This window comes from Mycobacterium sp. P7213, assembly GCF_900604305.1.
Lineage (GTDB): Bacteria > Actinomycetota > Actinomycetes > Mycobacteriales > Mycobacteriaceae > Mycobacterium.
Genome location: NZ_UWOA01000007.1, coordinates 43,854 through 65,100, shown reverse-complemented (window position 1 = coordinate 65,100; position 21,247 = coordinate 43,854). Strand labels below are relative to the sequence as shown.

Annotated in this window: 18 protein-coding genes and 1 tRNA gene; 6 read left to right on the top strand and 13 right to left on the bottom strand. The window is 65.5% G+C overall.

The window, feature by feature from the left end; all coding sequences use genetic code 11:
- Window positions 1-48: 48 nt before the first annotated feature.
- Window positions 49-3,009, top strand: a complete 2,961-nt coding sequence (locus EJK91_RS04185; RefSeq protein WP_024443687.1) for a UPF0182 family protein — start codon at window positions 49-51, stop codon at window positions 3,007-3,009.
- 30 nt (window positions 3,010-3,039) lie between these two features.
- Here the strand turns inward: EJK91_RS04185 and EJK91_RS04180 are convergent, their stop codons facing one another.
- From EJK91_RS04180 to EJK91_RS04170, 3 genes are all read right to left on the bottom strand, one after another.
- Window positions 3,040-3,846, bottom strand: a complete 807-nt coding sequence (locus EJK91_RS04180; RefSeq protein WP_241178620.1) for an oxygenase MpaB family protein — start codon at window positions 3,844-3,846, stop codon at window positions 3,040-3,042.
- A 2-nt stretch (window positions 3,847-3,848) separates the two neighbouring features.
- Entirely contained in the window at window positions 3,849-4,748 is a 900-nt protein-coding gene (locus tag EJK91_RS04175) for an oxygenase MpaB family protein (RefSeq protein WP_192830888.1), read from the bottom strand.
- A 75-nt stretch (window positions 4,749-4,823) separates the two neighbouring features.
- Window positions 4,824-5,057, bottom strand: a complete 234-nt coding sequence (locus EJK91_RS04170) for a hypothetical protein (RefSeq protein WP_046300103.1) — start codon at window positions 5,055-5,057, stop codon at window positions 4,824-4,826.
- A 161-nt stretch (window positions 5,058-5,218) separates the two neighbouring features.
- Here EJK91_RS04170 and EJK91_RS04165 point away from each other — a divergent pair.
- Window positions 5,219-5,292: transfer RNA gene (locus EJK91_RS04165), tRNA-Met, on the top strand.
- A gap of 383 nt (window positions 5,293-5,675) precedes the next feature.
- Here the strand turns inward: EJK91_RS04165 and EJK91_RS04160 are convergent.
- From EJK91_RS04160 to EJK91_RS04125, 8 genes are all read right to left on the bottom strand, one after another.
- The gene (locus EJK91_RS04160) at window positions 5,676-5,879 is read right to left on the bottom strand and encodes a cold-shock protein (protein ID WP_125078330.1); all 204 of its coding nucleotides are present in this window, start codon (window positions 5,877-5,879) and stop codon (window positions 5,676-5,678) included.
- 356 nt (window positions 5,880-6,235) lie between these two features.
- Window positions 6,236-9,394: a bifunctional cytochrome P450/NADPH--P450 reductase gene (locus EJK91_RS04155; RefSeq protein WP_125078329.1), complete on the bottom strand. Its 3,159-nt coding sequence runs from the start codon at window positions 9,392-9,394 to the stop codon at window positions 6,236-6,238.
- Window positions 9,395-9,450: 56 nt separating this feature from the next.
- A complete protein-coding gene (locus tag EJK91_RS04150) occupies window positions 9,451-10,176 on the bottom strand; it encodes a mycothiol-dependent nitroreductase Rv2466c family protein (RefSeq protein ID WP_125078328.1) in 726 nt (241 codons plus the stop codon).
- Window positions 10,173-10,973 carry a maleylpyruvate isomerase family mycothiol-dependent enzyme gene (locus tag EJK91_RS04145; protein ID WP_241178619.1) on the bottom strand — a complete coding sequence of 267 codons (801 nt, stop codon included), beginning with the start codon at window positions 10,971-10,973 and terminating at the stop codon, window positions 10,173-10,175. The genes EJK91_RS04150 and EJK91_RS04145 overlap by 4 nt, the downstream gene beginning before the upstream one ends.
- Before the next feature lie 78 nt (window positions 10,974-11,051).
- Window positions 11,052-12,416 carry a TIGR00366 family protein gene (locus EJK91_RS04140; RefSeq protein WP_241178618.1) on the bottom strand — a complete coding sequence of 455 codons (1,365 nt, stop codon included), beginning with the start codon at window positions 12,414-12,416 and terminating at the stop codon, window positions 11,052-11,054.
- A gap of 148 nt (window positions 12,417-12,564) precedes the next feature.
- Window positions 12,565-13,152 carry a TetR/AcrR family transcriptional regulator gene (locus EJK91_RS04135; protein WP_024442439.1) on the bottom strand — a complete coding sequence of 196 codons (588 nt, stop codon included), beginning with the start codon at window positions 13,150-13,152 and terminating at the stop codon, window positions 12,565-12,567.
- Window positions 13,149-14,975, bottom strand: coding sequence for a flavin-containing monooxygenase (locus EJK91_RS04130; RefSeq protein WP_125078326.1), 1,827 nt, complete (start codon window positions 14,973-14,975; stop codon window positions 13,149-13,151). The genes EJK91_RS04135 and EJK91_RS04130 overlap by 4 nt, the downstream gene beginning before the upstream one ends.
- A 113-nt stretch (window positions 14,976-15,088) precedes the next feature.
- The gene (locus tag EJK91_RS04125; RefSeq protein ID WP_125078325.1) at window positions 15,089-16,012 is read right to left on the bottom strand and encodes an alpha/beta hydrolase; all 924 of its coding nucleotides are present in this window, start codon (window positions 16,010-16,012) and stop codon (window positions 15,089-15,091) included.
- Between the two features lie 79 nt (window positions 16,013-16,091).
- Here EJK91_RS04125 and EJK91_RS04120 point away from each other — a divergent pair, with 79 nt between their 5' ends.
- Together EJK91_RS04120 and EJK91_RS04115 are read left to right on the top strand one after the other, a co-directional pair.
- A complete protein-coding gene (locus EJK91_RS04120) occupies window positions 16,092-16,469 on the top strand; it encodes a MerR family transcriptional regulator (protein ID WP_024442442.1) in 378 nt (125 codons plus the stop codon).
- Between the two features lie 70 nt (window positions 16,470-16,539).
- On the top strand, window positions 16,540-17,295 hold the full coding sequence (locus EJK91_RS04115; protein WP_125078324.1) for a DUF1295 domain-containing protein: 756 nt from the start codon (window positions 16,540-16,542) through the stop codon (window positions 17,293-17,295).
- 9 nt (window positions 17,296-17,304) lie between these two features.
- On the opposite strand, the gene EJK91_RS04110 is transcribed toward EJK91_RS04115, so the two are convergent.
- Together EJK91_RS04110 and EJK91_RS04105 are read right to left on the bottom strand one after the other, a co-directional pair.
- On the bottom strand, window positions 17,305-18,126 hold the full coding sequence (locus tag EJK91_RS04110; RefSeq protein ID WP_125078323.1) for a nuclear transport factor 2 family protein: 822 nt from the start codon (window positions 18,124-18,126) through the stop codon (window positions 17,305-17,307).
- Window positions 18,127-18,169: 43 nt separating this feature from the next.
- The gene (locus EJK91_RS04105) at window positions 18,170-19,144 is read right to left on the bottom strand and encodes an NADPH:quinone oxidoreductase family protein (RefSeq protein WP_024442445.1); all 975 of its coding nucleotides are present in this window, start codon (window positions 19,142-19,144) and stop codon (window positions 18,170-18,172) included.
- Between the two features lie 98 nt (window positions 19,145-19,242).
- Between EJK91_RS04105 and EJK91_RS04100 the strand changes: the two genes are divergently transcribed.
- Together EJK91_RS04100 and EJK91_RS04095 are read left to right on the top strand one after the other, a co-directional pair.
- Complete coding sequence (locus tag EJK91_RS04100) at window positions 19,243-20,229, top strand: alpha/beta fold hydrolase (protein ID WP_024442446.1); 987 nt, start codon at window positions 19,243-19,245, stop codon at window positions 20,227-20,229.
- A 15-nt stretch (window positions 20,230-20,244) separates the two neighbouring features.
- Window positions 20,245-21,243, top strand: a complete 999-nt coding sequence (locus tag EJK91_RS04095) for a TIGR03617 family F420-dependent LLM class oxidoreductase (RefSeq protein ID WP_125078322.1) — start codon at window positions 20,245-20,247, stop codon at window positions 21,241-21,243.
- Window positions 21,244-21,247 lie beyond the last annotated feature (4 nt).

Below are 21,247 nucleotides of genomic sequence, written 5' to 3'. Positions count from 1 at the left end.
TGGCTACAGTGGGGCCGTCAGGGACAACTGAGCTAGGGAGCGTGGCACGTGGGGATGCGGCCCACTGCGAGGATGCCGAAATTGACCGCGCGCAGCCGGATCATGGTCGGCAGCGCCTTCGTCGTGATCGCGCTGCTGCTGTTGGGGCCGCGGCTGATCGACGGCTATGTCGACTGGTTGTGGTTCGGCGAGCTGGGCTACCGCTCGGTGTTCGTCACGACGTTGCTGACCCGCCTGATCACGTTCGTGGTGGTGACACTGCTGGTCGGCGGGATGGTGTTCGCCGCGATGGCCACCGCCTTCCGGGTCCGGCCGGTCTTCGTCCCCAGTAACGGTGTCAACGACCCGGTGGCCCGTTATCGCACCACGGTGCTGTCGCGGCTGCGGCTGTTCGGGTTCGGAATTCCGGTCGGCATCGGTGTGCTGGCCGGCATCGTCGCGCAGAGCTACTGGGTCCGCATCCAGCTGTTCCTGCGCGGCGGTGACTTCGGGATCACCGATCCGCAGTTCGGCAAGGACCTCGGTTTCTATGCCTTCGACCTGCCGTTCTACCGGCTGGTGGTCGGGCTGTTGCTGGCCACGTTGCTGCTGGCCACCATCGCGAACATCACGACGCACTACGTCTTCGGTGGCATCCGGTTGTCCGGCCGGGCCGGCGCGCTGAGTCGTCCGGCCCGCATCCAGGTGGTCAGTCTGATCGGCACCCTGGTGCTGCTCAAGGCCGGCGCCTACTGGCTGGACCGCTACGAGTTGCTCAGCCACACCCGCACCGGCAAGCCGTTCACCGGAGCCGGTTACACCGACATCAATGCGGTGCTGCCGGCCAAGATGATCCTGCTGGCGATCGCGCTGATCTGCGCGGTCGCAGTGTTCTCGGCGATCGTGCTGCGCGACTTGCAGATTCCAGCGATCGGGCTGGTGCTATTGCTGCTGTCATCGGTCGTGGTCGGCGCGGGCTGGCCACTGATCGTCGAACAGTTCAGCGTCAAGCCGAACGCGGCGCAGAAGGAGAGCGAGTACATCTCCCGCTCGATCACGGCGACCCGGCAGGCCTACGGTCTGACCGAGGATGTGGTCACCTACCGCGACTACCGCGGTGACGCACGCGCCACGGCCGCGCAGGTGGGCGCCGATGCGGCCACCACCTCCAACATCCGGCTGCTGGACCCCACCATCGTCAGCCCCGCGTTCACCCAGTTTCAGCAGGGCAAGAACTTCTATTTCTTCCCCGACCAGCTCACCATCGATCGCTATCGCGACGACGAGGGCCAGCTGCGTGACTATGTGGTCGCCGCCCGCGAGCTCAACCCGGATCGACTGATCGACAATCAGCGCGACTGGATCAACCGGCACACCGTGTTCACCCACGGCAATGGGCTCATCGCCTCGCCGGCCAACACCGTGCGCGGTATCGCCAACGACCCCAACCAGAACGGCGGATACCCGGAGTTCTTGGTCAACGTCGTCGGAGCCAACGGTGGCGTCGTCTCCGACGGACCGGCCCGCCTCGACCAGCCGCGCGTCTACTACGGGCCGGTGATCGCCGACACCGCCGCCGACTACGCGATCGTCGGCCGCAACGGCGCCGACCGTGAGTACGACTACGAAACCAACACCGAGACCAAGAACTACACCTACACCGGTGCCGGCGGGGTAGGCGTCGGAAACTGGTTGGCCCGCAGCGTGTTCGCCGCGAAGTTCGCTGAGCGCAACTTCTTGTTCTCCAACGTGATCGGCGCGGACAGCAAGATCCTGTTCAACCGCGACCCGGCCAGCCGGGTGCAGGCGGTGGCGCCCTGGCTGACCACCGACTCCACGGTGTATCCGGCGATCGTGAACAAGCGCCTGGTGTGGATCATCGACGGCTACACCACGCTGGACAACTACCCCTACTCGGAGCTGACGTCGCTGTCGTCGGCCACCGCGGATTCCAAAGAGGTGGAGTTCAACCGGCTGCTGCCGGACCGGCGGGTGTCCTACATCCGTAACTCGGTCAAGGCAACGGTCGACGCCTACGACGGCACGGTGAGCCTGTACGCCCAGGACGAGCAAGATCCGGTACTGCAGGCATGGATGAGGGTGTTCCCCGGCACGGTCAAACCGAAGGCCGAGATCTCACCCGAGCTCGCCGATCACCTGCGCTACCCCGAGGACCTGTTCAAGGTGCAGCGCATGCTGTTGGCCAAGTACCACGTCAACGACCCGGTGACGTTCTTCTCCACATCCGACTTCTGGGATGTGCCGCTGGACCCCAACCCGACCGCCAGCAGCTTCCAGCCGCCGTACTACATCGTCGCGAAAAACCTTGCCAAGGGCGACAATTCGGCGTCGTTCCAGCTGACCAGTGCGATGAACCGGTTCAAGCGCGACTATTTGGCCGCCTACATCAGCGCCAGCTCGGATCCAGACACCTACGGCAAGATCACCGTGCTGACCATTCCTGGCCAGGTCAACGGGCCCAAGCTGGCCAATAACGCGATCACCACCGATACCACGGTCAGCCAAGACCTCGGTGTGATCGGGCGCGACAATCAGAACCGCATCCGGTGGGGCAACCTGCTGACCCTGCCGGTGGCGCAGGGCGGACTGCTCTACGTCGAACCGGTCTATGCCTCACCCGGTTCCAGCGATGCCTCGTCGTCGTACCCACGGCTCATCCGGGTGGCGATGATGTACAACGACAAGATCGGCTATGGGCCGACAGTCTCCGATGCGCTGACCGGGCTGTTCGGGCCGGGTGCCAGTGCAGCGGCCACGGATATCGCACCCACCGACGGCGGCGCTGCCACGCAGGGGACGCCGCCATCGGCGACCCCGCCTGTTGCGGCGGTGCCGACGCCCCCGGCTGCCGAGGTCGCGTTGTCTCCGGCCAAAGCCGCGGCGCTGCGCGAGGTCGAATCGGCGCTCAACGCAGTGCGCGATACCCAGCACCGCGGTGACTTCGCCGCTTACGGTGCAGCGCTGCAACGCCTCGACGACGCGATGGCCAAGTTCAACAGCGCCAAGTAAGCGTGCGCGGCGCTCAGGCGCCGCGTGGTGTCAGCGACGCGTGGCGCCCAGCGGCATTGTCGGCTTGTGTTGTGCCGCCGTGCTGAGTGCGGCGCGTGCCTTGGCGTTCCAGTGGTGTCTAGGGGTCAGTGCGGACAGCTGGGCCAATCGGACGAACTGTCGCAGTGACCATCGGTCGGCGGCGCTGACGGTGATCCCGGTGAGTTCCACGGCGCGGGGGTGCTGCAGGGCGCGGATGGCCGGGTGGGGGACGGTGCGCATCCACCAGTCGGTGGGGGCGAAAATCTGCTCGCGGAACGGCTCGAAGTGTTCGCCGGCCACCAGGTGCGAGCGGCAGTAATCTTCGAAGTATTCGACGAATTCTGGCCAGGTCGCGGGCATCGGCCGCGTCGATACGCCATATCGGCGATACCACGCGCAGCACTCCTGGTAGAGCTGCTCATGTTCGTCGGTGTCGAGCCGACGAATGAAGGTGTTCACCATGACGACGAGGGACTCGACATAAGCGCTGTGCTGAAAATGGAACGTGTCGGGATTCAGTGCGTGGTACTTGTGCCCGAGACTGTCGACGCCCTTGACATGCTCGTGGGAGAACCGCATCTGGGGCCGCATGTCCACGTCGGTGTAGGCGTAGTTGACGGCCTGGGTGAAGGTGCGTTTCTTGTGTAGCCAAATGCGTTTGCGCATGAGGGCGTGCTCGTTGATGCCGGCGGCAATGCCGGGATGCAACAGCAACAGACACACCGCCCTGGGGAGCACGAAAAGGTAGCGCCGGTCGGCCAGGAAGTGCCACAGCATGCTGTTGGGCCCCAGGCCGTCGTCGTTGTGGTCAGCCATGATCAGATCAGTGCCTTGTCTCGGCGGATGCGATAGCGAACGTCGGCCATCAGCACGGTGTAGTTGACGGTTCGGATGAATCGGGGAATGAAGCGGTTCACGAATGATACGAACAGGAACAGGTTTTCGAACTGGCGTTGCTCAGTCGGCGACCAGGGCACGCCGAGTAGCTCACGAAAGTGCGGAGGCAGAAAGCCGATTGTCAGGAACCGCAGCAGGGGCGCCAGGGGCACCCGCAAGATCGGGCTGATCATTTTCAGGTCGACCAGCCGCATGAGGTAGTCGCGGACGACGTCGTCCATCGCCAGGGTCTGGCAGGTGGTGTTCCAGTAGGTGTCGAATTCGGCGCGGGTGGACGGCCATTGGTCGGCGGTGACCTGCAAGGTGGTGCCGAGCGGCCAGGCGTGGCGATAAAAGCCCTCCGCCTGGGTCTGAGACATCTTGCCGCGCAGCAGCTGATAGGTGTCCTCGTAGAAGACGAACAGGCATGCGGCGACCCACAGTTGCAGATCCTGATCGAAGGCGTTGTACTGCACCGGACTGTCTCCGGTCGAGCGCACCTGCCGGTGTGCGACGTTGACCGCGTCGCGGTAGGCGGTGCGTTCCTGATCGTTGCCCAATACGGCGACGGCCATGTACTGGGCGGTGGTGCGCAGCCGCTTCCAGGGATGCTCCATCAGCGCGCCGGATTCCACTCGGCTCTCCACGACGCCGTGGCCGACCCCGGGCATGCTCAACTGCATGACGACGTTGGCGGCTGCTGCGGCCGCAGACCAAAAATCCAGCGCCTCAGTCAGATCGACGGGACCATCGTCGAAGCGTGGGGTGTATTGGCCTATGTGGATCCGGGTTTCGCCCGCGTGCAGGGAAGGTGACTTGGGGGAGACGCCGAGCATTCTCATGGCCAGATCGATGATCCGTACCAAAAACATCATCCGAGCGGCCTCCGATGTTGCGGGCGGGGTTACGCCTTGCCGTCACTGCATACAGACGTTAGCGATCAGCAGCACCGGCCACGCCACGATCGATCCGAGAAGGGACACCACGAGGTCCAACCCTCGCAGACCGTGCAGCGCGCCGGTGTGGGTCAGCGTCCAGATCAATCCGACGGTCAGGTACGGCGTCCCGAGGATCAGGCCCAGGCCGATCAACTCACCGACGGGCATCCGGTAATTGAGCAGGCGGCCGACGCCGTCGAGAAATCCGGGCATCGGTTGCCCCTCCCGCTGTTCTGGCCCCGGAATGCAGCATGGCATAGCGGGGTTGGGCCGACAAGGAGGAGGTGACTCGGCGCTGGTCGGGTGACGGCGGCGACGCCAGACCAGGCGATTTGGCGGCGTGGGCACCCGTTCGGTAGTGTCGTACATACCGACGCGGGGTGGAGCAGCTCGGTAGCTCGCTGGGCTCATAACCCAGAGGTCGCAGGTTCGAATCCTGTCCCCGCTACTAACCTGATGTCTCGGGACATCGGAATGGCCGCGGACCTACCTTAGGTTCGCGGTCTTTTCGTCTGTGCCTTTGGGGCGCCGGCGGCCGGACCGGGCAGTTGCTGAGGCATCGGGACGCAGAGCGTCGCCTGGTGGACCCGTCCGGCAAGGATTGGTGCGGTCCGCGACCGGGTGTTCGCCAACGAAGCAGTGGACGGTGTCTCAAACCGGGAGTTCTCCGCCACTAGCGGCGGTGGCTCAATCTGCTGCGTCGTGGACTTGACCGAGATTCTCGGCGGCACCCGTCGTGCACGGGTGTCACAGCTGGACGTCCAGGGTACCGATCACAAAAAGGCTGCCGCAGCTTGCGCTGCGACAGCCTTTTGAAGTCTGTACGGTCGATCAGACTACCGAAACGCCCACAGCCTGCGGACCTTTCGTGCCCTGTTCTACCTCAAACTGAACCCGAGCGTTCTCTTCGAGCGTGCGGAATCCGCCGCCACTGATCTCGGAGTAGTGAACGAAGACGTCAGGCGCTCCGCCATCGGGGGCGATGAAGCCGAAGCCCTTTTCGCCGTTGAACCATTTCACAGTGCCCTGTGCCATTACTTAACTTCTCTCATTTTTCCAAGCCCATCAAGAAAGATGTGCGTCATCGACGGTAGCACGGATGGCCTAATCGCGGCCTTCTACTGTGCAACAAGCAGAGAGCGAATGCGCTTGCTTCGTCTCCGGGGGACCAGTCCGGGAGCATTGGACGGCTTCGTCGTCGCTCTCGCCGCGCTCAACATCGGCATCGGGTATCGGGATATCAAGTACGGCAGCAGGTATGACGCTTCTGTTGTGGGGTTCCATGAGGTCGCCCATGACCGATCTGCGCAGAGCTTGGTAGGCATGTGGTGCATTGCCCACCCCGCGGCCGTTCTCGTTCATGCCGATGAGGTCAGAGTTTCGCGAAGGCGTCACCCAGCCCACACGTCCTCGACATAGCGGTCGGACTCCACCAGGCCGATAAGCCAGTCGCGGGCTTCGCCCTCGTCGTCGCCGGTGCGCGCGCGGTAGATGTCGATGAAGGCCTGCCGCACCGCCGGCGCCATCTGGGCGCCGTCACCACACACGTAGACGTGAGTGTGCTTGGCGGGATCGCCGAGCAGCTCCCACACTTCGTCGGCGTCGGCGGCGATCCGGTCCTGTACGTAGCGCACACCGTCCTGCGGTGCGCGGGAGAAGGCGGGGCGCATCCGGACTACCCCTGCCGCTTCCGCGGCCTCGAACTGCTCGCGGAAGATATAGTCAACGTCGGGAATTCGGACGCCGAAGAAACACAAGGCCGGCGAATAGGGCGCCCCTTCCTGCTTGGCCGCCAAGCGATCGCCGAGGAAACCCCGGAACGGGGCGACACCTGTACCCGCGCTGACCAGGATCACATTCTTCGCCGGGTCGGCACCGGCACGGAACGCCTGGCGGGCCGGGTCGACCCGTGCCCGAATCTGCGCACCAGGTGCGGCGGCGGCCAGATGATTGGATGCCACGCCCTGAAACAGTCCATGTCCGGACCGCGCCGGCGCATCGAGCACGCTGACCACCAGCCCGACCAGCCCCGGTGTCAGGCGCGAGGACGACGCGATGGAGTAGTGGCGGGGTGTCATCGGCTCCAGCAGTTCGAGCAGCTCGGCGCCCGTCAATTCGCACGCCGGGAACTCCACCAGGCACTCAAATGGACTCAGTGGGCAGGGATCGGCCGATGCGGCCAGCTGCTCGAGACGTTCACGCTCCGGCGGGCACGGGTTGGATGCGGCCAGACGCCGCAATTGGCTCGGCGTAACCGGCTTTCGCAGCTCCACGAAGTGGGTGAGCAGTTCGCGCGCGCTCACCTCCCGATCGAGTGCGATCAACCGCCGCGAAGTGCGCCGAGGATTGATCGACAGCCGCCGTTCGGCTTCGATGCCGAGAAGCTCGAGCACCGTGGCGACCAGATCTGGCGGATTGTCCGCGAGGACTGTCAGGTGATCACCCGTCTGGTACTCAATTCCCTCGGGAAGGACAACGCGGACAAAGTGTTTTGCTCCGCCCAGGATCGCGTCGTCGCCCACCAAGGCGGTGTTGTCCAGGACGGTCATCGGTGTCACTGCGAAGCGGGCGTCGAGCGCCGCGGTGACCGGGCCGATGATGGGATGCATGTCGTAGAGCGGTTCATCGGTGTCGGTGACCGGCGCCGCGTCCGGATCGCCGAAGTGCTCGCACAGCGCTGCGTGCAACGCCACCGAGAATTCTTCGACCGTGCCGTTGAGATCCCCTGAGGTATCGGCGGAGGTCAGCGGGATCAACGGCCGGGCGCCCAGTTCGGTCAGGCGTTCATCGATGCGCTTGGGTACCGCCTGATACGTGTCGGCCCAGTTGCGATCCCCGACACCGAGTACCGAGAAGTGCGGGGCGTCGTCGAGAGCGGCGTCCGCGCCGAGTAGCCAGGCGAAAAAGGCGCGTGCGTCATCGGTCGGCTGACCGTTATAGGACGCGGCGACGATCACGATCGCATCGGTGTCCGGCAGGTTTCCGGCGAAGTCGTCCAGGGGCGCCACCGTGGCGATGCAGCCAAGGTCGGTGGCCTCTTCGGCAAGCTGCTTGGCCAGTGCGCGACACGTTCCAAGATTCGAGCCGTGCAGTACCGCCAATTTGGTGCCGGCTTTGACCGCGGAGCTGGCACCCGCCGCGCTCCGCTCTGGCATCGGGGCGGCCACGGCTGTGGCGGTGCGGCGGTCGTCAGGTGTTCGCCGGATCAGGTCGAGATGGAAGCCCGTCGGACGCCGGCTGCGCTCGCTGTCGAACTGCAGGACATAGTGTTGCGAGTCGATCAGGCGATAGCGGTGGACCACCCGGGCGATCGTCATGGTGGCCTCGTGCAGGGCGAACTGGCGGCCGATGCAGGATCGCGCTCCGGTGCCGAAGGGCTTGAACACCGCACCGGGCCTGCCGGCGGAGTGGGTGGCGTCGAACCTGTCCGGATCGAAGAGTTCGACGTTGTCACCCCATTCGGGCTGACGATGAAGCGCACCCGTGAGTACGGAAACCGCCTCGCCCCGCCTGATCGGGTAGCTATCGCCGATAGTTGTGTCCGCCAAGGCCGTTCGGTCGAAGCCGACTACCGGTGGGGACAGTCTCAGTGTTTCGTTGATCGCCTGCCGCAGATACCCGAGCTTTCCGATGTCGTCGTAGGTCGGCAGATAGTCGTCGTCTACCCCGAACACGGCATCGACTTCGGCCACTGCGCGCGACAGTACTGCCGGATGACGCAGCAGGTTGTAGAGCGCGGTGGGCATCAGCTCCGATGTGGTCAACTGGCCGGCGATGAGAAACGTCATGATCTGGTTGCGGATGTTGTCCTGACTCAGGAGTGGCGCGCCGTCGGAGTCGCTGGCGAGCATGACGTAGAGCAGGTCGCCGAGTTCGGCTGTGGCAGTCGCTCGGTGTTGCTCGATCAGCTCGTCGAAACTGCGATGCAGATGCTCCAGTTCGTGATCGAGGTCGGCGGTGCCCTCGGTCTCGGCGAGCTTGGCCAACGCCGCGGTGAAGCTCTGCGGGATGGGGGCAAGGCCCTCGTGGCTGAACGAGTCGAATCGCGCTCCGAAACCGGCAAGGCCGACGGTGTCCATCGCGAGCTTCTGCAGGTCGGTCGACGCGTCCGCCGCCCGATGCCCGACGCAGTCATCCCAGCGCTGGATCAGCTGGGTGCCGATGTCGAGCATGGCACCGTGGTAGTTGCGCAGCCCGGCATAGCTGAAGCCGGGCATCAGGACATCGTGGGCCTTCTGCCAATTCGGTTCAACGTGGTAGGCGGTGAACAGGCCGTCGCCGGCGAGTTGGCGGACTCGCTCCAAGGGGCGCATCGGGTTCTTGGCGAACCGGTTCTCGTCGCACAGTTCTTCGACCAGCGCCCGTGAGCACGCGTACAGCTTTCGCACCCCGCTGAAGTCGGCGTAGAACAGCGGCCCGTGCAGCTCGCCGAGGATGTCGATGGGCAGGGCATAGGGACGGCCGACGAGATCAGACGACGGTGGCAGCGGTCCCTGGGCGGACGGAACGTTGTCCAGTTCCGGGGGCAGCGACGCGGTGAAGTCGGCCATATCGGGCAGCCTAGGCCGCTACCGGATTCTGTTCCGGCGCAATGGCGATCATTGACCTAGGGTTCATCTGCCGCGGATCTCCCATGTTCCCGGTCGGCGAAGGTGACCACCTGTCCGCGGTCGATCGACACCCAGTCGCGGGCCTCCAGATAGGGCCGGAAGGTCTCGGCAATGCGCTGTTCGTCGGCAGGAGTCTTCGGTCGCTGCAGCTCGTACAGCTGCGGAAACTCGGTCCAGCCCACCACGGCGTCCCACAGGCGCACGGCAGCGTCGCCGGTGGGCGGATCGATGAGCACCGGCCCGAAGAGGCACTGCCCGTCGGGAAAGAACAGCGTGGGTACCCCGTAGCCGCTGGCGGCGACCACGCGTTGATGGTCGGTCAGTACTTCGTCGCTGGTTGTAGGGTCAGCGATCGCCTGGTCGGCGAGTGCGGGATCGAATCCGAGCTCTTCGAGCAACCGGCGGGCGACCGCCGTCTCGTGCGGCTTGCGGCCCTCGACGTGCAGAGCGCGGCCAGCGCGCTCGTACCAGGCATCAACGTCGGCCATCGATCGGCGACGCATCAGTGCGCCGATGCGCATCATCGACCAGCCGTAGGACCACTCGCGTTCCCAGGGATGCTTCTTGCCTTCTTGGCGGTTGATCTCCTCCAGGCTGAAGAAGCGCCAGTTCACCGTGAGGCCGGTGCGGTCGCGGACTTCCCGGATCCACCGCGACGTCTGGTACGCGTACGGGCACATGACGTCGAAGTGGAAGTCGATGAAATCCGGGCGACTGGTCACATCGTGAACCTCAGGTTGCGGGCGGCGCGGTCGCCGAGGTCGGTGTCGCCTTTCCAGGTGATGGCGCCGGAGTCGATCTGGGCCTGTGGGTCGATACGTCCGCAGGCCAGTTGGATGAAGGTCGTGGAATCGGTTGCCACTGTGACATCCGGTTTATCCAGGTGGTCAACGGCTTTGGCTCGTCCGTCCACGACGACGTGCAGCTGGCGGGTGATGGGTCCGGTGAGATCGAAGGTGATGCTCTTCCCGTCGGGTAGGCCCACCTTCTTGCCGATGATGTAGCCCAAGGAGCCGGCTACCTCGGCCAGCGCGATCTCGGCCCCGAGTCCGGTGTCATCGGTGGCGCGGCCCAGCGGCGTGGTGATGTCTCGTTCGTGCACCCAGAAGTCGAAGACCCGGATCTCCAGGAATCTCCCGTAGGTGGCGGGACCGACCGGGGTCCACGATGGCCGCATCAGATCCGCGTCGGACAACGCGGCCAGGTCGCGTCGGCGCCGGTCGTAGATCGCGCACACCAGTTCGCGGTACGCGGCACCGTCCGCGTCGGCGTCGCGCAGGAAGTCCGCGGCCTTGTCGAACGGCGGCGGGGTGTGATCGTCGTCGGGCAGCCACCCCGCCATTGCCGCCTCGATGCTGGTGACGTGGTTGATCACGTCGCGAACCGTCCAGTCCGGGCACAGTGACTGAGCGCCCCACTCGGCGTCGCTGAGATCGGTGCAGAGGGCTTCTATCGCGGCGTAGCAGTCCCGCAGGGCGGCGGAGATTCTGCCCACGCTGCCGGCTTCTGGTGTGTTCAAAGCCATTCTCCTTCACGTCCGTCACGAGCATCCGACAAGCACGAGCAGATATCAAGGAATGGCGAACGCTGGGTGTCCTCAGATCACCCACGGCGCAATGATCGTCATCGCCCCCAGGACCACCAACCCGATGACGAACGCCACGATCGTAAAGCCCATCACCTGACGGACATTGAGCTTCGCGATCGCCAGCAGTGGCAGCAGCCAGAAGGGCTGAATCATGTTCGCCACGCCCTCGCCGACAGCAACGGCCATGGATACCAGGCCGAGATAGGCCGGTGACTGCTGGCCGATCGCCAGCGCAGAGTCGACGGCGATCGGGCCCTGCACGGCCCAGTGCCCGCCGCCGGACGGCACGAACAGGCTGATGATCACCGAGCCGATGAAGGTCAGGAACGGCAACGTGTACTCCGTCGCGCCGTTGACCAGCGTCTGGGCCAGTAGCGTCTGCAGCGGCTTGGACCCCTCGGCGCCCTGGTACGCCAGCAGTCCGACCAGGCCCCCGTAGAGCGGATATTGCAGCAGCAGCGGGCCAGAGACCTTCGCGGCACCGGTGAATGCCCGGATGAAGCGAATCGGCGTGCGGTGCAGCAGGGCGGCGGTGATCGTGAACAGCATGATCATCGACGAGATGTTCAGCGCGAAACCACTGGTCACGAAATACGTGATCCCCGCCGCGAACAGCAGCACGTTGAGGATCCACTGATTCTCCAGCCATTCGGCAAATGTCTTGCCGGCCGGGATCTCAACGGCCGCTGTGTCGTCTTCGAACACCGCGGAATCGGGGGGCAGGCTTTCCGACGGCTCCATCCGCCACACCGCGAGCGCGAGCACCCCCAACACGATGAGCGCCGAGAGCCAGCTGTACGGCTGGAAAATGGTCTGGCTCAACGGCACGGTGAATCCGGCGATCTTGTGGATCACGTTGATGGGGCTGCCGGCATCGGTGTTCGCCAGCGCGATCGACGACGAGAGTCCCTGCGTCCAGACGATGAAGCCCATGAACGCCGCGGCGATCAGGTAGCCGAAATGCGAGTCGGGGAAACGTCGCGCGACCTGCCGGGCCACCAGCGCACCGGCCACCAGGCCCAGGCCCCAGTTCAATAGGGACGCAGCGGCACTGACGGTAAAGCACAGCAGCGCCCCCTGCACCTGGTTGCGCGGCACAGCCGCGACGCGGACGATCGCCCGCTTCAGCACGGGGGCTTCGGCCAGCGTGTAGCCGGTCACCAGGATCAGGGCCATCTGGAAGGCGAACGTGAAGATGTTCTGCGGCCCCCAGACCCCGGCGTACCAGGCCGTCAGCATGCCGCTGGCCGATGCGCCGCGCACCAGAGCGGCGACCGTCCCGGCGACGATCAGCGTGAGGATCACGGCGAACAGGTACGGGTCGGGCATCAGGCGCTCGACGTAACGGACACTGAGCCCGGTGAGCGATTGCATGACGCCTCGGCGTTGCGTCGGCTGCTCAGTCATCGCGCCGTCTGCCCGTAGCTCGGTCATTGCGCAGCCTCTCGTCGGAAAACCGCTCGCATTGCGGTCGCTCGTGCTGTGCCACGATAAATCCCGCCGGCGCTCGGGCCGGGGGTTTTCAGCGCATGGTGGCGTGCAGCGCGTCGGTCATCGCTTCAATGGCAGCCTCGCGCTCCAGTGGCCAGCCGTCGACCAGCCACAGGTGCATGAAGGAATCGACCATGGTGTACATCATCGCGATGGCCAGCCGCAGCTGGGCCTCGGTGGCATCGGGCATGGCATCGGCCTCGATCCACTCGGTGACGTTGTCCTCCATGGTGGCTCGATGCGCCGCGGCGAACTCCGGGTCGGCCGCCCGCGCCTGATGCAGTGCCATATAGAGCTGCGGCGCGGAGGTGTAGAAGTCGACCACCTTCTCGAAGAACGCTCTGATCGAGGGCCGTCCCGATCTGCCGCCACGCGGGGCGTCCTGCTGGGACCAGACGGTCATGCGGGTATTGCGCAGTTCGCGCAGCACGGCAGCTTTGGAGTCGAAGTGCAGATAGAACGTCGCCCGCCCGATCCCGGCCCGGCGAACGATGTCGTCGATGGTCACTGCGACATAGCCGCGGTCGGCAAACGCCTCCAACGCGGCGGCCATGATCTGGTCGCGGGTCATGGCGCGGTGCCGGTCACGCATCGTGAGTTTCGGTGCAGTGGAAGTCATTTCAGGATCACCCCCTCCAGCTGGCCGGTGGATCGCCACGCGTTCAGCATCGCGAAGAACTCGACAGGCTTGCCTCCGAAATTGGTCGACAGCATGCCGTGCGGATTCTCCCGATCACCCTCGGAACTGAGGTAACTCGGTGTGCACTCGGCGTAGAAGGCCTTGGGCTTTTCTGACGCTTCGTCCATCGCGGCCAGCCACCGGTCCTCGGCGGCTTTGGTGGCCTCGATGGTGTTCGCACCCCGCTGGACGAACGTGCTGACCAGGTAGGCGAAATGGCGGGCCCGTTCTTCGGCGGTGTGGGTGTAGTTGGGGGAGACCCCGGATTGGGTGTAGCCCAGGAAGAAGCAGTTGGGAAAGCCGTGGGTCTGCAGGCCGTGCAGTGTCCGCATGCCTTTGGCCCACTTGTCGCTCAGCCGCACGTCGTCGCGGCCGATGATCTCGAAGCCGAGCCGGCGGGTGAACTCGGTACCCACCTCGAAGCCGGTCGCGAAGACCAGCGCGTCGAGTTCGTATTCGATGCCGTCGACCACGACGGCGGTCTCGGTGAACCGATCGACACCACGCCCATCGGTGTCGACCAACGTGACATTGTCCCGGTTGAACGTATCGAGGTACCGGTCGTGGTAGCCGGGGCGCTTGCAGTTCAGCCGGTACCAGGGCTTGAGCGCTTCGGCGGTCTTGCGGTCGCGGACGGTCTCGTCGATGCGGGCGCGCAGCCGTTGCATCGCTACGTAGTCGGCGTGAAACAGGAAGTCGGCGATCTCCTCGGGGGTCATCTGCCGGCCGAGGCGCTGAGTCTCGCGGATCACGGCGGGCTCACTGAGTTCCAGGGCCTTCTGCGTCCAGCCGTCGTCGGTGAGATCGAGGTCCATCTCCACCCCGCAGGTGACCCGGGTGAAGTTCTCCATGCGTTCGCGTTGCCAACCAGGCTGCAGGCTCGCCGCCCACGCCGGGTCGGTGGGCCGATTGCCCCGCACCGAGACGGTGCTGGGGGTGCGCTGGAAGACGTAGAGCTGCTGCGCCCATTCGCCGAGGTGTGGGATGCATTGCAGCCCGGTCGAACCGGTACCGATCACGCCGACGCGCTTGTCGGCAAGTTTGGTCAGCCCACCGGATTCGTCGCCACCGGTGTAACCGAAGTCCCAGCGGCTGGTGTGGAAGGTGTGGCCGCGGAACGCGTTGATGCCCGCAATGCCGGGCAGTTTCGGGCGGGTGAGTGATCCGGGCGAGACCGCGACCAGCGTCGCGGTGAACGCGTCGCCGCGATCGGTGCTGATCTGCCACCGTTTGGCGGCGTCGTCCCAGTGCAGCCCGGTGACCGTGGTGCCCAGCAACGCGTTGTCGTAGAGGCGGTAGTGCTTGGCGATGTTCTGCAGGTGCTCGCGGATCTCCGGGCCGTGCGCATAACGCTCGGTGGGCACGTAATTCAGCTCTTCGAGCAGTGGCAGATAGATGTAGGACTCGACATCGCACTGCACGCCGGGGTAGCGGTTCCAGTACCAGGTGCCGCCGAAGTCGCCGGCGGTGTCGATCATCCTGATGTCGTCGATACCGGACTCCTGGAGCCGCGCGGCGGCGATCAGGCTGCCCAGGCCGGCGCCGATGATCGCCACCTGGACGTGGTCGTGCACCGGGTCGCGCTCGACGCGTTCGGTCCACGGGTCGTCGGCGTAGTGCGAGAAATCGGCGGTGACCTCGATGAACTGGCCCACGGCGTCGGGACGCAGCCGTTTGTCGCGTTCGAGTGCGTACTTCGCCCGGACCCATTCGGGGTCGTACTCCGCTGGCTGCGGTCCCAGGGAGCTGGCCGTGGGGGGCATCGCCTCGTGCTCCTTGCGTCATCGAGATCTCACTGGACATAATGTCCAGTGAATAGACTAGGCGATAGCTGGCCAGACGCAACGTATATTCCTTGGGCTCAATTCGGCGGCCGTCAGCGCCGAGCTGGGAGAGCGGCGGCGATGTCCTCGAGGGCCCGGGCCGCGTCGTCGAACGGCCAGCGCATGAACTCGTGGATCATCCCGTCGTAGCGATTGATGGTGGTGGGGACACCCGCTTGTTGGAGTCGGGCGCCGTACTGTTCGCCCTCGTCGCGCAGGGCGTCGAATTCGGCGGTGACGATGAACGCCGGAGGAAGCTGCTCGAGGCTGGGGGCCAGCAGCGGCGAGACGTGAGCATCGAGCTTTTCGTGATCGCCGTTGAGGTAGTGGTTCATGAACCACTGCTGGGTCGCTCGACTGATGTTCCCGTACCGTCCCGCGAATTCTTGGATGGAAACATTCGATCGCCGAAAATCCAAGTCCGGGTAGATCAATACCTGGTGTGTGATGGCCGGGGCACCGGCGTCGCGAGCCATCAGCGCGACCACAGCTGCGAGATTTCCGCCGGCACTGTCACCGGCGACAGCGATGTTTGTGCCGTTGGCGCCGATTTCGCCCGCGTGCCGGCCCACCCACTGCGTGGCGGCGAAGCCGGCGTTGATCGCTGCCGGGTACTTGTGCTCGGGGGCCAGGGGATAGTCGACCGAGACGACGACGCGGCCGGTGCGGTTCGCCAGCGCCCGGGCCAGCCCGTCGTGGGTGTCGAGGTCGCCGAGCACAAAGCCGCCGCCGTGGAAGAAGACGATCGCCGAACGCCGTTCCTCTGGTTGCGGGTGGTAGATCCGAACCGGCAAATCGCCGGCTTGCGTGGAGATGATGTGGTCGCAAACGCTTGCGACGGCTTCCCCGGTGCCCAGGCTTTCGGTCATCAGACGCATGGCCTGCCGGACCTGCTCCGGGGCGAACGTGTGCAGGTCGGCAAAGTTACTGCCGGCCAGGCGTTCCAAATGGGCTTGGACCTGCGGATGTAGTGGCATGGCGCTGGGTGTCCTTTCTTAAGCGGCGCTTCGTCGCTAGTCTCTGACTTGAACCACGCTTCAAGTCAAGGGGATGGTGATGCTGGACATTGCTGAGGTGGCGAGTCGATCCGGTCTGGCGTCATCGGCGCTGCGGTTCTACGAGCGGCGCGGGCTGATCAGCTCCGGTGAACGCAACGGCCTGCGCCGCACCTACGAGCCGGCGGTGCTTGACCGGCTCGCCTTGATCGGCTGTGCCAAAGCGGCCGGATTCACGCTTGCTCAGATCGAGCGCTTTCTGCGGGCCACGCCCAGTGACACCGAACTACGTGCACGAATGGCTGAGAAGGCTCGCCAAGTCGACGACGAAATCGCCCGCCTCACCCGCATGCGCGACAGCCTCACTCACGCGGTGACCTGCACCCATACCCCACTGGTCGAGTGCCCGGAGTTCAAGGCGCGCATCAGCGAGTCCTAGCAGCTCGTCGGTTGTAGGGACCGTTTGATGTGCTACTACTGCCTAGCATCCTGGATGAGAGGTTCCGCCCATGGCCGGTCTTTATCACGCCGCTGTCGTCTTCCTGATCGTCTTGACGATCGTCACCTTCGCCAGCAGCTTCTGGTTCACCAACCCCTATGGCCGCTTCGCCAGTCCGGACGACCGCTTCACGCTGCCGGGAAAGATCAGCTGGCTGACGTTCGAATGCCCCCAATGGTGGGCTTTTACCGTGACGTTCTGGCTGGTGGCGCACTCGCATGGGGCACCGGCGATCGTGTTGTACGCACTGTGGCAGTGCCACTATCTCTACCGCGGGTTGATCTATCCGCTGAGCCGCAAGGGCGATGACAAACGTTTCCCGATCTCCGGTATCGCCTTCGGCTTCGTCTTCAACGCCGTCAACGGATTCGCCAACGGTTACGCCGTGGCCCTGGCTCCGCACTTGCAGCAGGAGCGTTGGTTTGTCGACCCCCGCTTCATCCTGGGCCTCGCCGTGGCGGTGGTCGGGTGGGGGATCAACTTCCAAGCGGACCGCATCCTGATCGGCCTGCGCGCGGACGGCAGCAGCGGGTACAGCATTCCCTACGGCGGGGTATACCGCTGGGTGTCTTCGGGCAACTACTTCGGTGAGCTCGTCCTGTGGGCGGGCTGGGCGATCATGGCCTGGACTCTTCCGGGCCTGATCTTCCTGCTCTTCTCCATCGCCAACCTGGGGCCCAGGGCGATGGCCACCCACAAGTGGTATCAGCAGAAATTCCCCAACTACCCGCCCAACCGTAAGGCGATCATTCCCGGCGTACTGTAGGTGTCCGCCTCAGATATAGAGGCGGACAGCGGAAATCGCGCCCCGGTCCGCGCCCGCTGTGGAGAACTCGAACAACCCCACCCCGCGGCGGCCGTCCAGGTGCACCGTCGCAGTGACGGTGTGCCCTGCGGCCAAGAGCTTTTCGACGGCCAGGTGCCGCGCCGTTGCGACGAACTCGGCGACCGAGGTCTCCGAAACACCGTCCGGACTCAGCGTGGCATGGGGAGTCAGCTGCGCCGAAACCGCCGCCGCATCACCGTGCGCCAGCGCCGCGACAAGGTCTTCGACCCGACGCTTACCGCGCTTTCCCACCCCGGAAAGGCCGCGCAGGAATCCAGCGCAGCCAGAAAGGCCTTGGTGCCGAATCAGCTGCGGGCCCAGGATCACCGACGCCAGCAGGCCACGGCCACCGGAGGTAAGGAGCTGCCCGACCATCTTCTGCAGCTCCCAGTGCGCGAACAACCGCTGGATCTTCAGCGAGCTGTCCGGCCCCTGCGAGACCAGGTCATAGCGCAGGTGCATCGGGATATGCATGGTGACACCCGTCGACATCGTGGTGTGCACCGTCAGGTCTCGGAGCACCGACATGCCGGCGACCACGTCGTTCTGCACCTCAAATGCGATCGTGTTAGGCGCGATGAAGGTGTCGAAGAAACGTCCGATGGCGGCCGTGCCGACATGGGGCCTCGAACCGACCGGATCATTCACCTGGCCGTCGGCGGTGAAAATTCCGACCCACGCCGACTTATCGTGCACCGCAACAGCTTTCGGGGACCGCTCTACGGCGTCGAGCAGTGCACTGGCACTGTGCGAAGAACGCTGGTCCGACATCGGAATTCCTCTCGTTTCGAAGACCGCTGAGAATTAACGCCGCTCAGTCACGCATCCGCAGCACGACCTTGCCGGCCGCGGTGCGATTCTCCAGTGCCGCCAACGCATCAGCGGCCCGGTCGAGGCCGAACACATCCGGTTGCGGCGCGGCCACCTTCCCGGAGGCCAGCAACGGCTCCAACGTCTCCCATTGGCGCTCCAGCTCACCCGGATGCGACATCACCCACGCGCCCCAACCGACGCCCACCACGTCGATGTTGTTGAGCAGCAGCCGGTTCACCTTGACAGTCGGAATGTCGCCACCGGTGAAGCCCACCACTAACAGCTTTCCGCCGGGGGCCAGCGAGCGCAGCGAGTCGGTGACACGGTCACCGCCCACCGGGTCGAGCACCAGGTCCACGCCGCGCCCGCCGGTCAGCTCGGCCACCGCCTCTCGGAACCCGTCGGCGAGCACGGTGTCGGTAGCGCCCGCAGCCCGGGCCACCTCGGCTTTAGCCTCCGTGGAGACCACCGCGATCACCCGGGAGGCCCCCAGCGGTGCGGCCAGCCGCAGCGTGGAGGTGCCGATCCCGCCGGCGGCGCCGTGCACCAGCACGGTGGCGCCTTCGGCCAGCCGGCCGCGGGTGGTCAGCGCGAAGAGCACCGTCAGGTCGTTGAACAGCAGCCCGGCACCGGCCTCGAACGACACCGTGTCCGGCAGCTTGAACACCTGCGCGGCGGGCACCGCGATCACCTGCGCCATGCCGCCGTTGAGCATGGTCAATACCGCCACGCGGTCGCCGGGGCGCACATGCGCGTCGGCCGGGGCGCTGCGCACCACGCCGGCAGCCTCGCCGCCTGGCACGAACGGCGGCTCCGGCTTGTGCTGATAGAGCCCGCGGGACTGCAACACATCGGGAAACGCCACTCCGGCGGCGTGGATGTCGATGACCACCAGGCCGGCACCGGCCGGTTCGTCTAGGTCGACTACCTGGGCAGCTGCCGGTCCGTCGAGTCGGGAAATCTGTACCGCGCGCATGGGCGAACCCTTCGTCAGAAGTGCTTTTCCGAAAACCTAGTCCACGCAGGCGTATGCTCGCGATGCGGCAGCGTTGCCGCATTTCCGATGAGGTGGCGATGAGTGCTCAACGGTCCGGTCGGCGGCGAAGTGCCGGCATGTTCCCGGTGGAGTTGCCGCCGGCCCGCACCATGGCGGTCCGGGCAGCCGACGGAACCAAGCTGCACACCCAGGTCTTCGGGCCGGCCGACGGGTATCCGATCGTGCTGGCGCACGGCATCACCTGCGCCATCCGGGTGTGGGGACCTCAGATTGCCGACCTGAGCGCCGATCACCGGGTGATCGCCTACGACCACCGCGGCCACGGACGAAGCGGGGTGCCCAAGCGCGGCGGATACAGCCTGACGCACCTGGCATCCGATCTCGATGCGGTGCTGGAGGCCACCCTGGCGCCGGGAGAGCGTGCCGTCATCGCCGGACACTCGATGGGCGGTATGGCGATCAGCGCCTGGTCAGACCGCTACCGGCACCGCGTGCAGCAGCGTGCCGATGCGGTAGCGCTGATCAATACCACCCTCGGCAACCTGCTGGCCGAAGTCGAACTGTTCCAGGTGCCACCGCCACTGCAGCGGGCCCGGGTGCAGGCAGCCCGTCGCGGGTTGCTGGCCTTTGGCAACGTGCCGATCGTCGGCCCGGCGAACCTGGCGGCTCGGCGATTCGTACACATGCTTGCCGTCGGCGGCGAGGCCGATCCGTGGGTCACCTCGTTGATCTGCGACCTGTTCGCCAAGACGCCGGCCGCAAGCCGCGGCCACTGGGTGCGGGCGCTCGTCGACGCGCTCGGTCCGGCGTCCTTCATCAACCTCGACGGTCTGACCGTGCCCACCCTGGTCATCGGCAGCACCCGCGACCGATTGTTGCCGCTGGCGGCTTCGCAGCGAATCGCTGACGCCGCACCCAATCTCGCCCGATTCGTCGAGGTCAGCGGGGGCCACTGCTCGATCCTGGAGCACCCTGTCGCGGTCAACCGTGAGCTTCGCGACCTGGTGGACCTGGCCACCGGATCCACCGGCGGCTTGGCCGTCGGGTCCGAAATCAGTTCATAGGGCTTCGGAGCCGCGTTGAGAGTTCTCACGGCCCTCAGCGGGCTGACCGGTGTCGTCGATCAGGCACGCGAGCTGCGCGACGCCGGCGTCGGCGGGGTCTTCACCTTCGAAGGTCCGCACGATGTGTTCGCACCGTTGACGTTGGCCGCCGGTGTGGGCGGCCTGGACCTGATGACCAACGTCGCGATCGCCTTCCCACGCAATCCGATCCATTTGGCGCACCAGGCCAACGATCATCAGCTGCTCAGTGGCGGGCGATTCGTCCTGGGGCTGGGTACCCAAGTGCGTGCGCAGATCGAGAAGCGCTTCGGTGCGGACTTCGACCACCCGGTGGACCGCATGGTCGAGCTGGTCGCGGCGCTGCGGGCGATCTTCGAAGCCTGGAACACCGGCGCCCGCTTGGACTTTCGGGGTGACTACTATCGGCACACGCTGATGACGCCGACGTTCAGCCCCGGACCGAACCCGTACGGCCCGCCACCGATCTACGTCGGCGCGCTGGGACCACGGCTGACCCGTGCGGCCGCGACGCACGCCGACGGCCTGCTGGTGATGCCGTTCTCCACCAAGCGATTCCTGCATGAGAGCACCATGTCCGCGGTGCGCGCAGGGCTTGCCCAATCCGGACGTCGCGCCGAGGATTTTGCGGTCGTGCCGGAAATCATCGTGGCCACCGGCGCCACCGACGCCGAGCGGGAAGCCGCCGAAGCCGCTACCCGGATGTTGCTCGGCTTCTACGCATCGACTCCGGCGTATGCGCCGGTGCTGGCCGCGCACGGCTGGCAGGATCTGCAGCCCGAGCTCAACGCGCTGTCCAAGCAGGGCCACTGGGCGCAGATGGGTGCACGGATCACCGACGAGATCCTGCACACCATCGCCGCATGCGGTACTCCGGCGCAGGTGGCCGCGCGAATCCGCGACCGGGTCGACGGAATCGCCGACACCGTCTGCGTTTACCAGGCTTCGCCCATCGCCCCGGCGGCCGTCGGGGCGATCGTCAGCGAGCTGGGCTGACGAG